8 protein-coding genes are annotated in these 17,609 nt (G+C 49.2%); all 8 read left to right on the top strand.

The features are described 5' to 3' along the window. The first annotated feature begins 1,402 nt into the window (after positions 1 to 1,402). Positions 1,403 to 1,702 carry a hypothetical protein gene (locus D0C16_RS00995; RefSeq protein WP_151030607.1) on the top strand — a complete coding sequence of 100 codons (300 nt, stop codon included), beginning with the start codon at positions 1,403 to 1,405 and terminating at the stop codon, positions 1,700 to 1,702. A gap of 1,330 nt (positions 1,703 to 3,032) precedes the next feature. Then, positions 3,033 to 3,641 carry a DUF2214 family protein gene (locus D0C16_RS00990; RefSeq protein ID WP_151030606.1) on the top strand — a complete coding sequence of 203 codons (609 nt, stop codon included), beginning with the start codon at positions 3,033 to 3,035 and terminating at the stop codon, positions 3,639 to 3,641. Positions 3,642 to 3,805: 164 nt separating this feature from the next. Then, on the top strand, positions 3,806 to 6,751 hold the full coding sequence (locus tag D0C16_RS24300) for a cellulase family glycosylhydrolase (RefSeq protein ID WP_225318854.1): 2,946 nt from the start codon (positions 3,806 to 3,808) through the stop codon (positions 6,749 to 6,751). Between the two features lie 27 nt (positions 6,752 to 6,778). Continuing rightward, positions 6,779 to 10,285 (top strand): DUF1592 domain-containing protein, encoded by a 3,507-nt coding sequence (locus D0C16_RS00975; RefSeq protein WP_151030605.1) that lies wholly within the window; start codon positions 6,779 to 6,781, stop codon positions 10,283 to 10,285. A 79-nt stretch (positions 10,286 to 10,364) separates the two neighbouring features. Then, the gene (locus tag D0C16_RS00970) at positions 10,365 to 11,735 is read left to right on the top strand and encodes a DUF1552 domain-containing protein (RefSeq protein WP_151030604.1); all 1,371 of its coding nucleotides are present in this window, start codon (positions 10,365 to 10,367) and stop codon (positions 11,733 to 11,735) included. Positions 11,736 to 11,880: 145 nt separating this feature from the next. Then, the gene (locus tag D0C16_RS00965) at positions 11,881 to 13,269 is read left to right on the top strand and encodes a hypothetical protein (protein ID WP_151030603.1); all 1,389 of its coding nucleotides are present in this window, start codon (positions 11,881 to 11,883) and stop codon (positions 13,267 to 13,269) included. Positions 13,270 to 13,879: 610 nt separating this feature from the next. Next, the gene (locus tag D0C16_RS00960) at positions 13,880 to 14,488 is read left to right on the top strand and encodes a DUF2214 family protein (RefSeq protein WP_151030602.1); all 609 of its coding nucleotides are present in this window, start codon (positions 13,880 to 13,882) and stop codon (positions 14,486 to 14,488) included. A gap of 164 nt (positions 14,489 to 14,652) precedes the next feature. Then, positions 14,653 to 17,598 (top strand): cellulase family glycosylhydrolase, encoded by a 2,946-nt coding sequence (locus D0C16_RS24295; protein ID WP_225318854.1) that lies wholly within the window; start codon positions 14,653 to 14,655, stop codon positions 17,596 to 17,598. The last annotated feature ends 11 nt before the right edge of the window (positions 17,599 to 17,609 follow it).

The following is a 17,609-nucleotide window of genomic DNA, read 5'->3' as shown; positions in this document are numbered from 1 at the left end:
GCGGTTATTATTGTTAGTATCGTTTGAATCTTTATTTGAAATGAAGGTGTTGAAACAACACCAACCGACCTATGAAGTGACCATTACCGCTCATTGAAAACGAACGGTAAAAACACCATAAATCGTCAAAACTGCATATATTTCTAGTGAGGAATGCTGAAGGGAAACACAAAAACATTAACGTTATTATCCTACTATTCAGCAATTCCATTCTGCGAAAAATATCTCACTGCACACTTGTACACATGAAGAAAACTTACAGCTTGGCAGCGCTATCATTTAAGCGCCACGCTATGCCTCAAGGCATTTACAACAAATTTTTAACTTCTTCAGGCTAATGAAACAAACAGACAGGGTTAATAGAGACATCATTGGCAGGACAGCGCTTGGAACACTTGAATCTTTTTATACTTATTAGCTTTTACTGATGATTTTTTAATATATAAAAACAACAGGTCGAGATGCAAAACAGCGCTGTCAATTCAATTCGCCAAAAGTATTGCAAATATTCGGAATTGGCAACCCCTTATATTAAAATTGTCTGATTTTTCCACAAACACTGAATTTATGTGATAAATATCACTCACCCGCAAATGAAATTTCCGTTATATTTGAAAATTAAAGTCCGATTCGCTTTAGTTGCACTCCTTAGACTTCGCAGGAACAACCACTCAATATCAAAGACGCAGACTTTTGTTGTGCACCACATCGACCAAACAAAAAAATATTAGCTTTAAAGAAAAATTATTTTTAAAAGAAGTCGTCTTACCTTTGCCCCCATCATTTATTTAAAACCTAAAAAATCCTTGTTTTGGGGCATTTTTAACGCTTTTAGCCCTCCCAAAAACAACCTTCCGAATAACAAAAATCAAAAAAACCTTCGATTTTATTTTTAGAAATTTGAAAATTTTTTGAATTGTTAAATTACTTAAAGTCGTTCTAAATAGCGAAAAATTACCTTAAATCTACGCTGATTTCTTAGCCTAGCTATTGCCAGCCCTTTAGGTGGTGCATTAATCGCCACCGTCTACCTTGCTGCCCGCACTGAAACCTATAACTGGAACAGTGTTCGTATGGATGACGGAGGTTTTGTGCCCCGCACCCTATTTAACCAGAAAGAGCCAAATTTGATTTATGGACGTACAGCCATAGGCAGTGCCTATCGTTGGGACAAAACCAATAAGAAATGAACTCCGTTGCTCGATTGGGTTGGCTGGGATAACTGGAGCTGGAACGGCGCCCCCAGAATATCGACCAATTCAGTTGACACTAACCGACTCTATGCCGCCACTGGCATGCATACCAATAACTAGCCCCCAAACAACGGCGCCATTCCAGTGGTTCAGACCTTTATTTCGGTTATAACAGTTTGACGATCTATCGAAAAAAACCGAAAACCCTGATGGTTGTCCCACAGGCTTTCTGGTGGCCAGACGCCATTTTCTTCTGCATCACTGATGGAGGCGCAACCTGGACTCGTATTTGGGATTGGGCTGGTTACCGGAGTAAAACCCAACGCTATACTTTGGACATATCTGAGGTGCCTTGGCTTAATTTCGGCGTTACATGTTCAAATAACCCGGCAGCACCTACCGGCAAACTGGGGCGGATGAACGAACCCGTTGAAATTGCCTCCACATACAACTCCAACCACCTCATGTATGGCATTGGTGCCACTATGTTTAAGGTAGTGAGAATCTAACCGCGCAGGGCACCGGAGGTACAACGCTTTCCACGTTAGCAGGGAGTAACTGATGACAAGGCAGCTACAGGCGCAATGTCTGGTGGCAACGCCGCCTCATCCGCCGATGGACGCAACATTGTTTGGGCGCTGGGTGATACAACAGCAGCTTTTGTGTCAACGGCGCTTGGAAGCACATGGATTGTAATTTCTTGTTTGCGTGCAGGTTCAATTGTAGAAGTAGATCGCTCCGACAAGGACCCGACCTTCAAGGTATCTCCTGCTGCGAACCTCCCCCTCAGCTCGCCGTTTCAAAGCCCCTTTTGTTATTTGGTTAGCGGGTGGTCGCGATGCAACAGCCTGTGCACACAAAGCGGTTGAGGTTATGAGAACAATAAGAGCTGCATTTAACGTTCGACTTATAACAGCCAGCCCATGTCATTAAGTGTAGTCGCGACATCTAAATCACCCAGCTCGACTGCAAGTAGCTCGGGCAGAAGCCCCTCAAGCTTTACCACGACTAACAGCCCTGTACCAAGCAGCAGCTCCATATCAAACAGATATTGGGTAGTTTCTAGCGTTGGGAGCTCGATCTCGAATTAGGGCAAGTTACTGTGTGCAAGAAGGTAACCAGCGACTGCAACTCAGGTAATTGCGCGGGGGTGCCCGTCACCAATAACGGAGCGCCGGCGGTAGTTTGGCAAACAGGTATAGTTATTGCCGGCACTATTAGCAACGCTAGGGAGGCTTCTGTCATACAAATGAGCAGCAAAACAAGCTGAAACGCCTTGAATGGAACGCGACTTGAGGTCTTGGTAAATCCATTACAGATATTGGTTTCTGCGCTAATAAATAACCCTCTGGAATATTTAACTCCGACAGGTCAACTGCCATGGTTAAAACCATTTTTTTACCTGTAAATTTAAACAAGCCTAGATCAGCATCCATTTCACGTATTTTTTGAAATATACCCATTTTTTTACTTGTATACTTGTGCATCTTTATTTGATCGCGCTACCAATCTGCGTTAACTTTGGTTCCAATAAATATAAGTGTGAATTCAACCGGCAATTCGTTTACTGAATGTTCAAACCTTAATTCAAAAAAACAATGTTTTTCATTGCTGGCAAAAAAGTAATTACCAAAGAAAAAAGCGACTTTTCCAGTAGAAAACACACTAATTAGCTTCACCATCAAGTTACAAATAATTGTTGCAAACATTGGCGTCATGATTCTGTTTCGATAATCCAAGGGAGGATATATCGAATATGTCACGATTTAAAAATGTTAGCGCAATCATTTATCGGTAAATATACTTTGATTAAAGAAAACAACAAAGGCGCGGACAACTATGTTTAAAACCCTGATTGTGTATGCCCATCTCCTGGCCGCTTGCGTGGCTGTTGGCATCCTGTTGATGCAAGACTTGGCCTTGGCCAAAACCAAAGGCGGCGCCCTCTCTTCCGGTGCCGTAAAAGACCTCACCAAGTCCGCCGAAATTATGTTTATCTCCCTGGTTTTGCTGTGGATCTCCGGCCTCGCCCTGGTATTGCTCGGCTATCTCGAAAACCCCCAGCAGTACCTGATGAACGAAAAACTCTGGGCCAAATTCACCGTAGTGTCAGTGCTCACCCTGAACGGTATCGCCCTGCACTACTACAGCTTTCCACGTGTCACCTCACGCCGCGGGCTGCTCGGTCTCCCCACCTTTGAACAAATCCTGGTGGTACTCACCGGTGCATTGTCTACCACGTCCTGGTTATTTGCCTGCTACCTCGGCATCGCCAGACCCTGGAACTACACCGTGGACTTCAGCTTTGTCATGTTTATTTACTCCGGCTTGTTGGTCACCGCCTTTATCGTTGCCGGTGAAGTTCTGCGCGCCATGCGCAAAGCTGAACCCGAACAACCCCTGATCGCTGAACAGATCCATCTGAACGCCTCCCGCAAGTTTGATTAGTCACCGAGCCGGCATCACAGCCTGATCGGCGGCGATGACAGCGCTGTTTCTGTCATCGCCTGGTTTTATCGCTTTGTTTTACCCCTTGTTTTAACCGTTTTAACAAGAACGATGTTGATGACCGTTGCCGGTGCAAGCCGGCATTTACCTCCGAGGAAGACACTATGAGTAGCTTTAAAGCCTCTGCGATCAACCCTCGTATAGCGGGTGCGCTAACGCGCTCTCTCTATGCGGCCGGGTTCTCCCTGGCTGTATCCACTCTTTCCACTCAGGCCTATGCTGGTTGCCAGTATGTGGTCAATAACCAGTGGAATAATGGATTTGATGCCAAGATAAAAATAACTAACGATGGGACAAGCGCAATCAATGGCTGGAACATTAGCTGGAAATACAATGGCGACAACCGTGTAACGTCCAGCTACAACGCCACCCTGAGCGGAACCAACCCTTACACCGCAACCAACCTGAGCTGGAATGGCAACATTGCCGCCGGTCAAAGCGTTGAATTCGGTTTCCAGGGTTCCAAAGGCTCAGCGGCTGCTGAAGTACCGGTGATCACCGGCGCAGTGTGCGGTGGAACCACTACCACTTCCTCTGCAGCACCATCCTCTACTGCAGTAGTGTCAAGCTCTCGTTCATCTACAGCATCGTCCAACGGAACGGCTCAAGGCGTTGCACCACTGGTTGTTCAAGGCAACAAAGTAACCGCCAACGGCCAACCCGCCAATCTGTCAGGCATGAGCCTGTTCTGGAGTAACACCGGTTGGGGTGGCGAGAAGTACTACAACGCGCAAGTTGTGTCCTGGTTGAAGTCCGACTGGAAAGCCAACCTGATTCGCGTTGCTATGGGTGTTGAAGATACTGGCGGTTACCTGACCGACTCTTCCAACAAAACCCGCGCCACTACCGTGGTTGATGCGGCTATTGCCAACAACATGTATGTGATCATCGATTGGCACACCCATCACGCGGAAGACAACAAAGCAGCAGCAATCGCTTTCTTCAAAGAAATGGCTACCAAGTACGGTAACTACAACAACGTGATTTATGAGGTATACAACGAGCCGTTGAATATCTCCTGGAGCGGTGTTCTCAAGCCTTACGCTACTGATGTCATCAAGGAAATCCGTGCAATTGACCCGGACAACCTGATTATCGTGGGCACACCTAACTGGTCTCAAGACGTTGATGTAGCGGCTAACGATCCAATCACCGCCTACAGCAACATCGCTTACACCTTGCACTTCTATGCTGGTACTCACAAACAATCCCTGCGCGACAAAGCGCAAACCGCACTTAACCGCGGTATTGCACTGTTTGTGACCGAGTGGGGTTCAGTGAATGCTGACGGTGCCGGTGCTGTAGACACAACCGAAACCAACACCTGGTTGAGCTTCCTGAAAACCAACGGTATCAGCAATGCCAACTGGGCATTGAATGACAAAGCCGAAGGTTCTTCTGCGCTCGTGCCTAATGCCAGCGCCAATGGTGGCTGGACCAGCGCTCAGCTGACTGCGTCCGGTACCCTGGTACGCAATGCGATGATTGCCAACAACGGTGGCACTGTTACCAGCTCTACCCCGTCAACCTCTTCACGCAGCTCTACACCAGCAACCAGCTCATCAGTACCTGCGACTAGTTCCAGCAAGTCCAGCAGCTCTGTCGCTGTCGTGTTCTCCAGTAGCAGCACCGCGACCACCTCCTCTGTGAACAACGGTGGCGGCGTACTCTTCTCCGATACCTTCGAGAGCGGCACTGCAAACACCCAACCTGCCGGTTGGCAGAACTTCATCGGCTGGGTGCCTAACAACAGCAACACCGCCTCAGGTTCACAATACGCCCTGGTTGATACCACCAAAGCTTACACCGGTACCAAGTCTGTTCACTTCAAAGGTGGCGCAGCACCGGCGCAACTGGTTCGCGCTCTGCCAGCTGGCACCCAACGTCTCTATACCCGTGCTTACGTGAATATGAGCGTGCCAATGGGTAATGTGGCCGGCGACAACCACGAACACATCTTCGGTATCAAGAAAACCTTCGATGCCAACGATGAAATCCGTGTAGGTCAAATCAAAGGCGTGTTAGGTACCAACCACATCCCAAGCGATAACATCGCGCCCAAGCAAAGCCAATGGTGGAGCGGCCCGCAAATGGCAGCCAATACCTGGTACTGCGTGGAAGTGGATTACCTGGCTGACCAAGCCTATGACACCCTGAAAATGCGTGTGAATGGCACTGAAGTACACTCAATCACTTCAGCATCTGATTGGAACAACGGCGCTCTGGCCGCTGACTGGATGAGCGACAAGTTCAACTACGTCATGTTCGGTTTCCACAGCTTCAGCAGCCGTACCGCTGACGTATGGATGGACGATATCGTAGTGTCTACCCAGCCAATCGGTTGTGGTACCACTCCACCACCAGCCAGCAGCAGCTCTGTAGCATCCGTAGCGCCAAGCTCTTCCAGCAAGTCCAGCAGCTCGGTAGCACCAAGCTCTTCCAGCGTGGCTATGACCAGCAGTTCAGTACCTTCTTCTTCGGTAGCACCAAGCTCCAGCAGCCGTTCCAGCTCTTCTGCTGCAACCACTGCCGCCTGGACCCTGAACACTACCGATTCTTACCTGAACTTCGTCACCACCAAAAACACCCACAACGTGGAAGTGCATAACTTCACCAGTATCAGTGGCGATATCAGTGCAGCTGGCGTAGCCACCCTGACCATCGACCTGAACACAGTGAACACCGGTGTAGCACTGCGCGATCAACGCATGAAAGATATGTTGTTTGAAACAGCGACCTACCCAACCGCGACTGTCACCGTGACTGTTCCAGCCACCTTGATCAGCGGTCTGGCCGTTGGCCAATCAGCGGCGACCGATATCACTGCCAGCCTCAACCTGCACGGTGTGAGCGGAACCATCACCACCAAGGTCTCCGTCCAAAAACTGTCCAACTCACGCATCCTTGTGCAAACCCTGGCACCGGTGCTGACCAAAGCAGAAACCTACAACATGACTGCCGGTGTGGAAGCGCTGCGTGCAGCGGTGGCTATCGCCTCCATCAGTGCCGCGGTTCCTGTGGACTTTGCGCTCGTCTTTGACGCCCGTTAATTGGATGAAGCTTAGAGAGAACCTATCATGAAAAAATTATTGAAACTGTCGATGCTCTCCACCAGCGTGGCGCTTGGCATCATGGCTTCCGGCGGTGCTACCGCCCAGGGAGCTTGTAGTGTGGATTTTGCCAGTGTGAATAACTGGGGATCTGGCGCTCAGTACAAAGTGACCTTGACCAACACCGGTGCCGCCAAGACCTCCTGGGAATTGTGCTGGACCTATGCTGGTAATGATGTGATTAACAACCTCTGGGACGGTGTATACACCCAGAGCGGTAAAAACGTGTGCGTGAAGAATGCGCCGTACAACCCGAACCTGGCGGCCAATGGCACTGCCTCTTTCGGTTTCCTGGTGAATAACCCGGGGGCAGCGCCTACCTCATTCACATTGAACGGTGCAGCTTGTGGCGGTTCTGCCAGCAGTACTCCAAGCACCAGCAGTGCCAGCTCTGTTGCCACCAGCCGCAGCTCTACTCCTGCCACCAGCAGCAGTAGCTCAGCGAACAACGGTGTAGCAGCCCGCTGGTTGTTGGACGGCACCAACTCCACCTTCCACTTTGTGACCGTGAAGAAAAACGCCACTACCGGCGCCGAAACACCGGAAAACTTCACCTTCACCCAGTTGCAAGGCACAGTATCTCCGTCTGGACAAGCAACACTGACTATCCCACTGAGCAGCATCAGCACCGGTATCGCACTGCGCGATACCCGTATGCAGGACTACATTTTTGAGTCTGCCTACCTGCCTAACCTGCACTTCACTACCCAGCTTGACCTGGCAGCGATTGAAGCTATGTCTGCTGGTAGCACTGCCATTCAATCAGTGACCGGTAACCTGACGCTGCACGGCATCGTCAAGTCAGTTGTGTTTGATGCGCTGGTTGTGAAAAACAGCAGCGGCAGCGTGTCTTTCTCACCGAAAAAACCAATCGTCATCAACTCTACCGATTTCGATATCAATTACGGTGTTGAATACCTGCGCAATCTCATGAGCCTGGGTACCATCGGCGAGAAAGTACCTGTGTACTTCAAGATGTTCCTGAGCAACAGCAACCCGAGCAATACCCCAGCGATCAGCCTGGCGACTGCACCATCTGCACCGCTGAGCGTAACCGGTACAGCGGTAACTACAGGCGCAAGTCTGAACTGGGCTGATGCCAGCGCGACTGAAACGGGTTTCCTGGTTCGTCGTAAAGGGGCTGATGGTCGTTGGTACACTGCTTCCAAGCTCAATGCTAACAGTGTGAGCTATTTGGACGCTCTGACTGCTTCCGGCAGCTATGACTACAAGCTCATCGCTTTCACTGACAGCGTTCCGGCAGCGGCCACGACTGCGGTTACCGTTACCTTCACCGGTGGCGCATCGGCTTCGTCTGTGAGCAGCACTGGAACTACTACCTCTGCCAGCTCTTCCAGCACCGGCACTACCACTTCGGTAAGCTCTCGCAGCTCTAGTAGTGTAGCTTTTGTTGGTGATGCCACTACCGGTAAAAATCTGTTTGGTACTGTCGGCTGTCAAGGCTGCCACAAAGACAGTGATGGCGACGGACGCTTTACCGACGGCATAGTTACCTTTGACGTGAACGCATGGAAACACCCAGCAAACTTCCCGGCCGGCAATTACACCGGAACCAGCGTGAGCGAGCTGGCTCGTTTCATCAATCAACAAATGCTGGGCTCTTACGCTACTTGTACCGCTGCAAACTGCGGTGAGCACTTAGCTGCTTACCTGTGGTCACTCAGAGGTAAAAACCAAAACAATGGTGTAGCCTGTGATACTTCGTCGGCGGTGAAATACGGTATGCGTTCGGTCAAATTGTTGACCTCTTTCGAATACCACAACTCACTGCAAGCGTTGTTTAGCAAGACGCTGCCTGCAAACTATGCATCGAAAGACCTGGCCAACCCGGACAAAATGATTGCTAGCTTGCCAAACCACACCACTGAACCAGTAACTGAAGCGCGCATACTGTCTTATCAGAAGAACGCATCAGACATAGCTACTTGGGCAATTAACAACAGTGCATTGCCGTTCACTTGTAGCGATACCACGTCAACTACATGTGCTACCAGCTTTATTGACAATTTCGCATACTTGGCTTTCCGTCGTCCTTTGACTAACGACGAAAAAACCGAGTACACCGCTATTGTTCGTAACGGATCTACCGGCCTGCGCTGGGCAATTCAAACAGTGTTAATGTCTCCTCAATTCCTGTATCGCACTGAGCTGGGTTTGCCAGTTAGCCAAGCGCGTTCACAATCTTGGGGTACTAGCACTATTTTCCAACAAGCTGACTCTACTGCTTACGCGTTGGATCCATATGAATTTGCTTCTGCGTTGGCGTATATGTACACAGGTAGCGGCCCAGACAAAACGTTGCTAACTGCTGCAGCGAACGGTCAGTTGGAAAACGCAACCAACCTCGGTCAACAAATTGATCGCCTGCTCGACTCAGACTTGGGTAAAGCACAAATGGGTCGTTTTGCTGGACTCTGGTTCCGCACTGATGACGTAGCTAACGTAACTCGCACCGCAGGCAGCAATTTCACTCAAGCAGTGAAAGACTCCATGGCGCAAGAAATCCGTGAAGTTTACAAATACGCGTTCTACAACAATCTGCCATTCACCGATATTTATACCGGCGACTACACCATGCTAAACAGTACTTTGTCGTCTTACTACGGGGTTTCAGGTGGCGGCACTAGCACCACCGATTGGCGTATGGTTAACACTGCCAACTCCAAACGCGGTGGTGTGTTGTCGTCCGGCGCCTTCATGACCCTGTACGCTCACGCTGGCCGTACATCACCCATCAAGCGCGCAGTACACGTACGCCAAGACATGCTCTGTCAAAATATTCCACTGCCTACCTCATTTGAGGATAAAACTGGATTGCGCGACAAAGCAGCAGCTGACGCACAGAAAGCGCTGGAAGCTGGCAACCTGACTACCACCCAGTTCTACGACATGCAAACTGCGGTAGAAGGTACACCTTGCTATCAATGCCATAACGCTATCATCAACCCATTGTTCGGTATTGATGATTTCGACAACGTTGGTATGCCTCGCTCAGTAGTGAATGGCAAAGTGGTACAAAAAGCTATGGACCTGAACGGTAACGAAGCACGCACCAACAACGTTGAAATCAACATGGTTAACAACGGTGGTCGCCTCTTCGGTGCGAATGGAGTTGGTACAGTTGGCTTCGCTGAAGTAAATAACGAGAAGGATACTGGTTCACCTGGCTTACCATTTAACGGCTCTAAAGATTTGGGTCGCATCATGGTTGCCAACAACCTGCCAGGCGTGAACGCTTGTTTGATCCAAAAATCATTCCGCTTCGCAACCGGTTATTCACTGAGCCGCGAATTCCAGGACGATACCGCTGAGAAAGCGTTGACTACTCAGCAACAATCGCAATTGGCTTGTATCAATGACTCCCTCAAAACCAAGTTGAGCGGAAGCAATGGCAACCCACGCGCAATGTTGAAAGAGCTCGGTATGTCTAACGTGATTCGTTTCCGTCGCTAAGACTGAACGGGTGGGGGCAACCCCCACCCTTCAACTGGAAAGCCAACAGAAAAAAATTCTAAATCCAAGAGGTTTGGTTATGAAAAAGATTGATAGTAGATTCCGCCACTTGCCCGAAGACGATGCGCTTGAGGCAATGGAACACTTCAAGAAACTTGAAGCGGGACCAGAAGCACTGAAAACCTATTTGAAAAATGACGAAAAGCACGACAAGCGTTATCGCGATCAATTTATCCAACAAGATCGTCGTAGCTTTATGGATTTAATTGCTAAATCTGGTATTTCTGCCGGACTATTGCGCGGCTCCGCTCTGCTGGGTGGTATTCTCGCCAACCGTCACGCAATGGCGCAAACCAACGTCAACAAGCGCGTAGTTTTTTGTTATCTGAATAGCGGCGCCGCTTCTGGCACTTGGATGCCAAGTAGCGCCACACAAATGAACCAAATTACTCGCCCCTACGGTCCAGATGGTTACAACGTTTCCGGCATTTGTCATTTCCGCCAAATCGACGTGATTACATCCGGCCACGCTACTGCGATGAACTCATTAGGTGTAACTGATTACAATTCACCGACCATGGATAAACGCATTGCTGCCGTATTAGGAACTAGCACGCCCCGCTCATCAATCTACTTGGGAGCAAAAGCGACCACCAACGGTACGTTGTGCAGCAACATTGGTCCTTGTACTGATAACCCAACTCAAGCATTGTCCAATATATTTAGCGGAACTTCTGGCGGCGGAGGTGGAACTACTCCAGACACAACTTATGCACTCTCTTACGATGCACAATTGCGAGCGCTGGAACAAATCAAAACCAAACTCAGTTCAGACGAATATGCTCGTTATCAAGAGCACATCGACTCATTGAAAAAAATCAAAACCAATACAGCGGCCGCAAACAGCAGTAGTGGTTCTACCACAACCACTAACTGTGGCACTGGTATTACTCCTAGCGTTGCCAATATGCAAGCGACTGGCAAATCCCAAGCTGACATCGTTGTTGCTGCGTTAGCGTGCGGCATTACCAAAGTAGCGACCCTGCAATTAGGTAACCACCAAGGTGACTGGTTGGGTCACAATACCTCCTGGACTCAGGATGCTCACCAGGCTTGTCACGGTGCACCAAGCAACGCCGCGTTTGTCGAAATGTGGCGTTACCTCAACGATGTTCCGGCATACCTGATCGACAAGTTACGTAAAACAGCAGGGCCAGATGGCCAACCGCTGATTAACTCAACCGTTGTTGTACAAGTAACCTGTATGGGTAATGGTATGGATCACAGCTCCGGCAATGGTCCATTTATTGTTGCAACCCAGATGCCCGGTTTCGTCAGCGGCTATTCTGCTCGCCAGGGCGGTAACGTCTACGATCTGAACGGCGCAATTCCAAAAGGAATGGGGTTGACCGGTATTACATTAGGCAGCAGCACATTGGGTTTAGTGTAATTAGTTTAAAAAAGCCTTGTTCTAAAGCGCCTTCTATCGGCTTACGATAGAAGGCGCTTTTGTTTTCAGGGAGACTATTTTGTTTTGCCTGCCAGTCATTTAGGATGCGATATTCGCAAACATTAAAACAAATCGGTTTTTATTTATGCCCTCAAAAATTGCAATTCCTGCTCAGCTTATCAATCAATTTTGCTGCCCAAAATGTTTTGCAACTTCTGAAGAGAGTTTTGTTTTTGAAAATTTAAAATGCAATCGTTGTGAAACTGATTTTTTCAATTTGGGGAACGTACCTTGCTTTTTTCCTGCAGGATTTCATCAGAAAACAATCTGGCAACATCAAATCGCAACGCTACTAGGCAACGCAGAACAAGGACTAAATAACATCAGGGAATCACTTGCTCGTTATGACTTGAGTGAGACAACACGCAAACGACTTGCCGACATCTATAAAGCCAACTTAATCAACCGTGACAGCATTAAATTACTGTTTGAAAAAAAATCAGTCATTGCTGAATACAATGAACAACTGAGCAGCATGAACCCGGGCGACTTGGGCGAGTATTTCGATTTAATTTTCAGAGATTGGGCTTGGGATTCGGTCTCATTGCCAAGTGAAGAAAATCACAACGCTTTTTTGCGAATTAAGTCATTACTCGACAAATTACCTCAAACACCAAAAAATATTCTCGTTCTTGGAGCAGGTGCAGGAAGGTTAAGTTGGGATCTCCACAACCATTTAAAACCAGAGTTCACATTAGCAGTTGACAGCAATCCGCTACTCCTCGCCGCAGCTGATGAATTAATTAAACAACAACAAGCGCTTCAATTTGGAGAATTTAAGCTTTTCCCGCAAGCATCATTTCCAACAACGTTAACACAATCAATTACGCCACCCGATAATGCTACATCGAATGCGCACAACTGGTTTCTTTTGGGCGCTAATGTATGGAACTTGCCACTTTCAAAAAGCAACTTTGATTTAATCCTCACACCCTGGCTTATTGACGTAAATGGCGGTGACGTCCGGGATCTAATTGGCATCATCTATAATTTATTAACACCAAAAGGGAGCTGGCTAAATACTGGGCCACTATTGTTTACACGTCACCTCCCTCTCCAACTTAAATATTCTCACGAGGAAATCAAAGAGTTTATTACGTTAGCAAACATGGAAGTTGCCGCAGAGCGCATTGACCAAGCTCAATATTTGATATCTCCTATGGAAGCACGTCTAAGAGAAGAGCAGGTGTGGAGCTTTGCCGCCACCAGAACTAAAAGCAATAATTCAGAACCACCGCCAGGAGTTCTTGCTTCATGGTTGATCATGCATCACCTACCCATTCCTATAATGGATTTTCGTTTGACTCAACCACACCCTCTTGTTGAAGCTATTGTTGCGCTGATTGACGGTGAAAAATCGATCAATAACATCAGCAACATCCTTGTTAATCAATTACCGCCGGGCACGGCCGTAATTGATGTCATCGTTTCGATTCTCGGACAATTGCTCCTTGAGCGGGAACTTTCAACCTAAACATACAGCCACAACAACTAAGCCTAAGTACCATTATGTATGTATACGCGACAGCCTTAAGGTCACTGGACGTCCCCTTGCAACTTGCCTGTTACCATAAATAAACAAATTGCCACCTATTAAATTTCAACCAATCACACTTAAAAACCGACTTTATCAATGATAAAAGACCCTCAATAAAGTCGCTGTTAGTACAGATAATTATATCCAGCCAGTAAAAACCCCCTTGTATATTAAAAAATGTGAATTGATCGCGCTGTCAACTTACGATACTGTGGAACAATAAACATAAGATATTGTTTTAAGTCTCAACACCGAAGTTTTAGCTATAAACAACAAGCGCCAAACGGATAATTAAGGCGCCAAAATTATAAAGGCCGTGATAGAACGAGGGAAACAAGTGCGCTTAACCAGCAGGTTCAGCACTTTTCTGATTCGCCATCCAGTTGTAATTAAATTTTTGCGCAAGCAGAGGAATCATCACTTTAGGACTTAAAAATTCGTTGTAATTTTTTCGACCTGATCGTATCTGATGATTTTGTTAGCGCAATCATATGTAGCAAAAACCAATAACAACTTGACCACTACAACAACAAAGGCGCGGACAACTATGTTTAAAACCCTGATTGTGTATGCCCATCTCCTGGCCGCTTGCGTGGCTGTTGGCATCCTGTTGATGCAAGACCTGGCCTTGGCCAAAACCAAAGGCGGCGCCCTCTCTTCCAGTGCCGTAAAAGACCTCACCAAGTCCGCCGAAATCATGTTTATCTCCCTGGTTTTGCTGTGGATCTCCGGCCTCGCCCTGGTATTGCTCGGCTATCTCGAAAACCCCCAGCAGTACCTGATGAACGAAAAACTCTGGGCCAAATTCACCGTAGTGTCAGTGCTCACCCTGAACGGTATCGCCCTGCACTACTACAGCTTTCCACGTGTCACCTCACGCCGCGGGCTGCTCGGTCTCCCCACCTTTGAACAAATCCTGGTGGTACTCACCGGTGCATTGTCTACCACGTCCTGGTTATTTGCCTGCTACCTCGGCATCGCCAGACCCTGGAACTACACCGTGGACTTCAGCTTTGTCATGTTTATTTACTCCGGCTTGTTGGTCACCGCCTTTATCGTTGCCGGTGAAGTTCTGCGCGCCATGCGCAAAGCTGAACCCGAACAACCCCTGATCGCTGAACAGATCCATCTGAACGCCTCCCGCAAGTTTGATTAGTCACCGAGCCGGCATCACAGCCTGATCGGCGGCGATGACAGCGCTGTTTCTGTCATCGCCTGGTTTTATCGCTTTGTTTTACCCCTTGTTTTAACCGTTTTAACAAGAACGATGTTGATGACCGTTGCCGGTGCAAGCCGGCATTTACCTCCGAGGAAGACACTATGAGTAGCTTTAAAGCCTCTGCGATCAACCCTCGTATAGCGGGTGCGCTAACGCGCTCTCTCTATGCGGCCGGGTTCTCCCTGGCTGTATCCACTCTTTCCACTCAGGCCTATGCTGGTTGCCAGTATGTGGTCAATAACCAGTGGAATAATGGATTTGATGCCAAGATAAAAATAACTAACGATGGGACAAGCGCAATCAATGGCTGGAACATTAGCTGGAAATACAATGGCGACAACCGTGTAACGTCCAGCTACAACGCCACCCTGAGCGGAACCAACCCTTACACCGCAACCAACCTGAGCTGGAATGGCAACATTGCCGCCGGTCAAAGCGTTGAATTCGGTTTCCAGGGTTCCAAAGGCTCAGCGGCTGCTGAAGTACCGGTGATCACCGGCGCAGTGTGCGGTGGAACCACTACCACTTCCTCTGCAGCACCATCCTCTACTGCAGTAGTGTCAAGCTCTCGTTCATCTACAGCATCGTCCAACGGAACGGCTCAAGGCGTTGCACCACTGGTTGTTCAAGGCAACAAAGTAACCGCCAACGGCCAACCCGCCAATCTGTCAGGCATGAGCCTGTTCTGGAGTAACACCGGTTGGGGTGGCGAGAAGTACTACAACGCGCAAGTTGTGTCCTGGTTGAAGTCCGACTGGAAAGCCAACCTGATTCGCGTTGCTATGGGTGTTGAAGATACTGGCGGTTACCTGACCGACTCTTCCAACAAAACCCGCGCCACTACCGTGGTTGATGCGGCTATTGCCAACAACATGTATGTGATCATCGATTGGCACACCCATCACGCGGAAGACAACAAAGCAGCAGCAATCGCTTTCTTCAAAGAAATGGCTACCAAGTACGGTAACTACAACAACGTGATTTATGAGGTATACAACGAGCCGTTGAATATCTCCTGGAGCGGTGTTCTCAAGCCTTACGCTACTGATGTCATCAAGGAAATCCGTGCAATTGACCCGGACAACCTGATTATCGTGGGCACACCTAACTGGTCTCAAGACGTTGATGTAGCGGCTAACGATCCAATCACCGCCTACAGCAACATCGCTTACACCTTGCACTTCTATGCTGGTACTCACAAACAATCCCTGCGCGACAAAGCGCAAACCGCACTTAACCGCGGTATTGCACTGTTTGTGACCGAGTGGGGTTCAGTGAATGCTGACGGTGCCGGTGCTGTAGACACAACCGAAACCAACACCTGGTTGAGCTTCCTGAAAACCAACGGTATCAGCAATGCCAACTGGGCATTGAATGACAAAGCCGAAGGTTCTTCTGCGCTCGTGCCTAATGCCAGCGCCAATGGTGGCTGGACCAGCGCTCAGCTGACTGCGTCCGGTACCCTGGTACGCAATGCGATGATTGCCAACAACGGTGGCACTGTTACCAGCTCTACCCCGTCAACCTCTTCACGCAGCTCTACACCAGCAACCAGCTCATCAGTACCTGCGACTAGTTCCAGCAAGTCCAGCAGCTCTGTCGCTGTCGTGTTCTCCAGTAGCAGCACCGCGACCACCTCCTCTGTGAACAACGGTGGCGGCGTACTCTTCTCCGATACCTTCGAAAGCGGCACTGCAAACACCCAACCTGCCGGTTGGCAGAACTTCATCGGCTGGGTGCCTAACAACAGCAACACCGCCTCAGGTTCACAATACGCTCTGGTTGATACCACCAAAGCTTACACCGGTACCAAGTCTGTTCACTTCAAAGGTGGCGCAGCACCGGCGCAACTGGTTCGCGCTCTGCCAGCTGGCACCCAACGTCTCTATACCCGTGCTTACGTGAATATGAGCGTGCCAATGGGTAATGTGGCCGGCGACAACCACGAACACATCTTCGGTATCAAGAAAACCTTCGATGCCAACGATGAAATCCGTGTAGGCCAAATCAAAGGTGTGTTAGGTACCAACCACATCCCAAGCGATAACATCGCACCCAAGCAAAGCCAATGGTGGAGCGGCCCGCAAATGGCAGCCAATACCTGGTACTGCGTGGAAGTGGATTACCTGGCTGACCAAGCCTATGACACCCTGAAAATGCGTGTGAATGGCACTGAAGTACACTCAATCACTTCAGCATCTGATTGGAACAACGGCGCTCTGGCCGCTGACTGGATGAGCGACAAGTTCAACTACGTCATGTTCGGTTTCCACAGCTTCAGCAGCCGTACCGCTGACGTATGGATGGACGATATCGTAGTGTCTACCCAGCCAATCGGTTGTGGTACCACTCCACCACCAGCCAGCAGCAGCTCTGTAGCATCCGTAGCGCCAAGCTCTTCCAGCAAGTCCAGCAGCTCGGTAGCACCAAGCTCTTCCAGCGTGGCTATGACCAGCAGTTCAGTACCTTCTTCTTCGGTAGCACCAAGCTCCAGCAGCCGTTCCAGCTCTTCTGCTGCAACCACTGCCGCCTGGACCCTGAACACTACCGATTCTTACCTGAACTTCGTCACCACCAAAAACACCCACAACGTGGAAGTGCATAACTTCACCAGTATCAGTGGCGATATCAGTGCAGCTGGCGTAGCCACCCTGACCATCGACCTGAACACAGTGAACACCGGTGTAGCACTGCGCGATCAACGTATGAAAGATATGTTGTTTGAAACAGCGACCTACCCAACCGCGACTGTCACCGTGACTGTTCCAGCCACCTTGATCAGCGGTCTGGCCGTTGGCCAATCAGCGGCGACCGATATCACTGCCAGCCTCAACCTGCACGGTGTGAGCGGAACCATCACCACCAAGGTCTCCGTCCAAAAACTGTCCAACTCACGCATCCTTGTGCAAACCCTGGCACCGGTGCTGACCAAAGCAGAAACCTACAACATGACTGCCGGTGTGGAAGCGCTGCGTGCAGCGGTGGCTATCGCCTCCATCAGTGCCGCGGTTCCTGTGGACTTTGCGCTCGTCTTTGACGCCCGTTAATTGGATGAAGC

Origin of the sequence: Cellvibrio sp. KY-GH-1 (genome assembly GCF_008806975.1) — a bacterium.
Taxonomy (GTDB): Bacteria; Pseudomonadota; Gammaproteobacteria; order Pseudomonadales; family Cellvibrionaceae; genus Cellvibrio.
This window is presented reverse-complemented; position numbering and strand designations above follow the sequence as displayed.